The organism is Streptomyces sp. PA03-1a (genome assembly GCF_033792805.1).
In the GTDB taxonomy this organism is placed as follows: Bacteria; Actinomycetota; Actinomycetes; order Streptomycetales; family Streptomycetaceae; genus Actinacidiphila.
The window spans coordinates 1-4,739 of record NZ_JARAVO010000400.1 but is presented as its reverse complement, the minus strand read 5'-3'; the positions used below and the strand labels follow the sequence as shown (position 1 = coordinate 4,739).

The 4,739-nt window shown below is 74.8% G+C and carries 4 protein-coding genes; 2 read left to right on the top strand and 2 right to left on the bottom strand.

The annotated features are described in order from the left end of the window. The first annotated feature begins 256 nt into the window (after window positions 1-256). Together PV341_RS43900 and PV341_RS43895 are read left to right on the top strand one after the other, a co-directional pair. Entirely contained in the window at window positions 257-1,441 is a 1,185-nt protein-coding gene (locus tag PV341_RS43900) for an acyl-CoA dehydrogenase family protein (protein WP_500322388.1), read from the top strand. After that, the gene (locus PV341_RS43895) at window positions 1,438-2,562 is read left to right on the top strand and encodes an acyl-CoA dehydrogenase family protein (RefSeq protein ID WP_500360845.1); all 1,125 of its coding nucleotides are present in this window, start codon (window positions 1,438-1,440) and stop codon (window positions 2,560-2,562) included. The genes PV341_RS43900 and PV341_RS43895 overlap by 4 nt, the downstream gene beginning before the upstream one ends. 1 nt (window position 2,563) lies before the next feature. On the opposite strand, the gene PV341_RS43890 is transcribed toward PV341_RS43895, so the two are convergent. Both PV341_RS43890 and cobA read right to left on the bottom strand, forming a co-directional pair. Beyond that, window positions 2,564-3,382 (bottom strand): TrmH family RNA methyltransferase, encoded by an 819-nt coding sequence (locus PV341_RS43890; protein ID WP_499510839.1) that lies wholly within the window; start codon window positions 3,380-3,382, stop codon window positions 2,564-2,566. Between the two features lie 46 nt (window positions 3,383-3,428). Then, window positions 3,429-4,676 carry a uroporphyrinogen-III C-methyltransferase gene (gene cobA, locus PV341_RS43885; protein ID WP_500322385.1) on the bottom strand — a complete coding sequence of 416 codons (1,248 nt, stop codon included), beginning with the start codon at window positions 4,674-4,676 and terminating at the stop codon, window positions 3,429-3,431. Between the last annotated feature and the right edge of the window lie 63 nt (window positions 4,677-4,739).

Below are 4,739 nucleotides of genomic sequence, written 5' to 3'. Positions count from 1 at the left end.
GAATGCGTCCCTCCGCGTGTGCGGAGCCCTAAGCAAGCGCTTAGAAACTCGCTCCCGTGGCGCCCTCCCGTCACCCCCTGGTGCACCGCGTCTCGTGTGCGGCGCCGTTGTGGTTGGCGGCGGGGAAACCCCCGACGCCAACCACAACGGCGCCGCACACGAGACGCGGTGCACCAGGGGGTGACGGGAGGGCGCCACGTGAGCTAGTTTCTAAGCGCTTGCTTAGGGCTACGCACACGCGGAGGGACGCATTCGCATGACGGTCACACCGGAGGAGCTGCGCGAGCGGGTGCGCGCGCTGCTGGCCTCTCACGATCCGGCGGCGACGGACCGCCTGGACTTCCTGCGGGCCAGGTTCGACGCCGGCCTGGCGTGGGTGCACTACCCGGAGGGCCTCGGCGGGCTGGGTGCGCCGCGCGCCCTGCAGGGGGTCGTGGACGCCGAGCTGACGGCCGCCGGGGCGCCGGACAACGAACCGCGCCGGATCGGCATCGGCCTCGGGATGGCGGCCCCCACCGTCCTCCGGTACGGAACCGAGGAGCAGAAGGCGCGCTTCCTGCGCCCGCTGTGGACCGGGGAGCAGGTCTGGTGCCAGCTGTTCAGCGAGCCCGGCGCCGGCTCGGACCTGGCGGGCCTGCGCACCCGCGCGGTGCGGGACGGCGACGACTGGGTCGTCACCGGCCAGAAGGTGTGGACGTCCAACGCCCACAACGCGCGCTGGGCGATCCTGATCGCCCGCACCGACCCGGACGTCCCCAAGCACCAGGGCATCACGTACTTCGTGTGCGACATGACGGACCCGGGCGTCGAGGTGCGGCCCTTGCGGCAGATCACGGGTGAGGCCGAGTTCAACGAGGTCTTCCTCACGGACGTGCGGATCCCCGACGCCCACCGCCTCGGCGAGGTCGGCGACGGCTGGCGCGTGGCGCAGACGACGCTGATGAACGAGCGGGTCGCCATCGGCGGCACCGCGCTCCCCCGCGAGGGCGGGATGATCGGCACCGTCGCCGCGACGTGGCGGGAGCGGCCCGAGCTGCGCACGCCGGACCTGCACGACCGGCTGCTGCGGCTGTGGGTGGACGCCGAGGTCACCCGCCTCACGGGCGAACGGCTGCGCCAGCAGCTCGCGGTGGGCGCCCCCGGCCCCGAGGGCTCGGGCATGAAGCTGGCGTTCGCCTCGCTCAATCAGCGCATCAGCGGCCTGGAGGTGGAGCTGCTGGGCGAGGACGGGCTGCGCTACGGCGAGTGGACGATGAGCCGTCCGGAGATCGTCGACTTCTACGGCCGCGACGCCGGTTACCGCTATCTGCGGGCCAAGGGCAACTCGATCGAGGGCGGTACGTCCGAGATCCTCCGCAACATCATCTCCGAGCGCGTCCTCGGCCTGCCCTCCGAGCCCCGTACGGACAAGGACGTCCCCTGGAAGGACCTGCCGCGATGAGCTCCGACCTGCTCTACTCCGACGTCGAGAACGACCTGCGCGCCGCGGTGCGCGGTCTGCTCAGCGACCGGTGCGCACCGGCGGACGTCCTGGCGCGCTGCGAGGGCGACGAGCCGTACGACGCCGCACTGTGGCGGACCCTGGCCCGGGAGGTGGGGGTCGCGGGGCTGCTGGTGCCGGAGAAGCTCGGCGGCCAGGGCGCCTCCGCGCGGGAGGCCGCGGTCGTGCTGGAGGAGCTGGGGGCCTTCGTGCCACCCGTGCCCTTCCTGGGCAGCGCCGTGCTGGCCACCGCGGCGCTGCTGGCGGCCGGCACCGCGGAGGCCGACGCCGTCGTGACGCGCCTCGCGGAGGGCGAGCGGACGGCAGCCCTGGCCGTGCCGCTGCCCACGGCGCCGGGCTCGGACGTCTCCCAGGGCGTGCGGGCCGACGCGGACGGCGTCCTCACCGGGCGCGTGACCAGCGTCGCCGACGCGACCGCCGCGGACGTGCTGATCGTGCCCGCGCACGGTCCGGACGGGCCCGGGCTCTACGAGGTGCGCACCGACGCGCCCGGGGTCGCCCTGTCCGTACCGGTGCCCCTCGACCTGACCCGGCCGATCGCGGACGTCTCCTTCGACGGGGCGGCGGCCCGCCGGCTCGCCGGGCCCGAGACCGCTGCGGCGGCCGTGGAACGGGCCCTGCTGACGGGGGCGGGGCTGCTGGCCTCGGAGCAACTGGGCCTGGCCCAGTGGTGCCTGGACGAGACGGTGGCCTACCTGAAGGAGCGTCACCAGTTCGGCCGGGTCGTGGGCTCCTTCCAGTCCCTCAAGCACCGGCTCGCGGACCTGTGGCTCGAGGTCGTCCAGTCCCGCGCCGCCGCGCGCAACGCCGCCGACGCGCTCGCGGCCGACAGCGCGGACGCCCCGGTCGCGGTCGCCATGGCACAGGCGTTCTGCGCACCGGTCGCCGTGCGGGCCGCCGAGGAGTGCGTCCAACTGCACGGCGGCATCGGCATGACCTGGGAGCACCCGGCCCACCTGCGGCTGAAGCGCGCCAAGGCCGACGAGATCGCCCTGGGCACACCCGGCCGCCACCGGGCGGCCCTCGCCGCCCTGGTGGACCTGCCGGCCGCGGCGGGCTGAGTCAGTCCCGGGGGCGGCCGGTCGCCACCGCGTAGAACGCGACCGCGGCGGCCGCCCCCACGTTCAGCGAGTCCACCCCGTGCGCCATGGGGATGCGCACCCACTCGTCGGCGGCCACCAGGGCGCGGGTCGACAGGCCGTCGCCCTCGGCGCCGAGCATCAGCGCCGCGCGTTCCAGCCGGTGCGGGGCGGCCTCGTCGATGTCGGTGGCCTTCTCGTCGGGGGTCAGCGCGAGCAGCTTGAAGCCCGCCTCCCGGACCGCCTCCAGGTCCCGGGGCCAGCTCTCCAGCCGGGCGTACGGGACGGAGAAGACGGCGCCCATCGAGACCTTGACCGACCTGCGGTACAGCGGGTCGGCGCAGTCCGGGGAGAGCAGGACGGCGTCCATGCCGAGGGCGGCCGCGCTGCGGAAGATGGCGCCGATGTTGGTGTGGTCGTTGACCGACTCCATGACGACGATCCGCCGCGCGTCGCCCAGCAGGGCCGCCGCGTCGGGCAATTGCCTGCGCTGCATCGAGGCGAGGGCGCCGCGGTGCACGTGGTAGCCGGTCACCTGCTCGGCGAGTTCGGGGCTGACCGCGTAGACCGGCGCCGGGACCTCGTCGATGACGTCCCGCATGACGTCGACCCACTTGGCCGACAGCAGCATGGAGCGCATGCGGTAACCGGCCTGCCGGGCGCGCCGGATGACCTTCTCGCCCTCCGCGATGAACAGCCCCTCGGCGGGCTCGCGGCGTCGGCGCAGCTCCACGTCGGTCAGCGACGTGTAGTCGTGCAGACGCGGGTCGTCGGGGTCGTCGATGGTGATGAGCTCAGCCACAGGGTGATACTGCCTTGTCCGAAGTGCGGTGCCAACGGCACCGACGTCACTTGTTACCGCCGGTTACGCGATCGCCCACGGCGACGACCTCGCCGACGACGATCACCGCGGGCGGCCGGATGCCCTCCTGCGCCACCCGCTCCCCCACCGTCGCGAGCGTCGCGTCGACCCGGCGCTGGGCCGCCGTCGTGCCCTCCTGGATCACCGCGACGGGGGTGTCCGCGCCCCGGCCGTGCTCCACGAGCGCCGCCGCGATCGAGCCGATCCGCTCCACGGCCATCAGCAGCACCAGCGTTCCGCGCAGCCGGGCGAGGGCCGCCCAGTCCACGAGCGAGCGCGGGTCCTCCGGGGCCACATGGCCGCTGACCACGGTGAACTCGTGCGCCACCCCTCGGTGCGTGACCGGGATGCCGGCGGCGGCCGGGACGCTGATGGAACTGGAGATCCCCGGCACGACGGTGCACGGGATGCCCGCCTCCGCGAGCGCCTCCGCCTCCTCCATCCCGCGCCCGAACACGTACGGGTCCCCGCCCTTGAGCCGCACGACCGCCTTGCCCGCCTTCGCGTGCTCGATCAGCGCCGCGTTGATCGCCTCCTGGGCCATCGCCCGGCCGTACGGGATCTTCGCGGCGTCGATCACCTCGACGTGCGGCGGCAGTTCGTCGAGCAGGTCGCGCGGGCCGAGCCGGTCGGCGATGACGACATCCGCCTCCGCGAGCAGCCGGCGGCCGCGCACCGTGATCAGGTCCGGGTCGCCCGGGCCACCGCCGACCAGCGCTACGCCCGGGGTCCTCCCCCGGTGCTGCGGCGCGGCGAGCGAGCCGTCGCGCAGGCCCTCGACGATCGCGTCCCGCACGGCCGCCGAACGCCGCGGGTCCCGGCCGGTGAGGACGGCGACGGTCACACCCTCCGTACGGCCGGTCGCCGGCGTCCACGCGGTCGCCGCCTCGGCGTCGTCGCTGCGGACGCACCACACGCGGCGCTCCTCCGCCTCCGCGGAGGCCGCGGCGTTCGCCTCGGGGTCGGTGGTGGCGATGAGCGCGTACCAGGCGTCGGCGAGGTCGCCCGGCCGGTAACGGCGGCGCTCCCAGCGGATCTCGCCCGCCGCGGCCATCGCGTCCACGGACGGTGTCGCGGACGGGGAGACCAGGACGACGTCGGCGCCGGCCGCGACCAGCGGGGGCAGCCTGCGCTGGGCGACCTGGCCACCGCCGAGGACGACCACGCGGCGGCCCGTGAGGCGCAGTCCGACGGGGTAGGCGGGTGCGTCGTTGCGGTCCTCGGCGGCAGTCATGGCGGTGCGGCTCCTCGGGTGTGCCTCGCGGCGTGTGCCTCGCGGCGCGACGGGGGGTGGGGT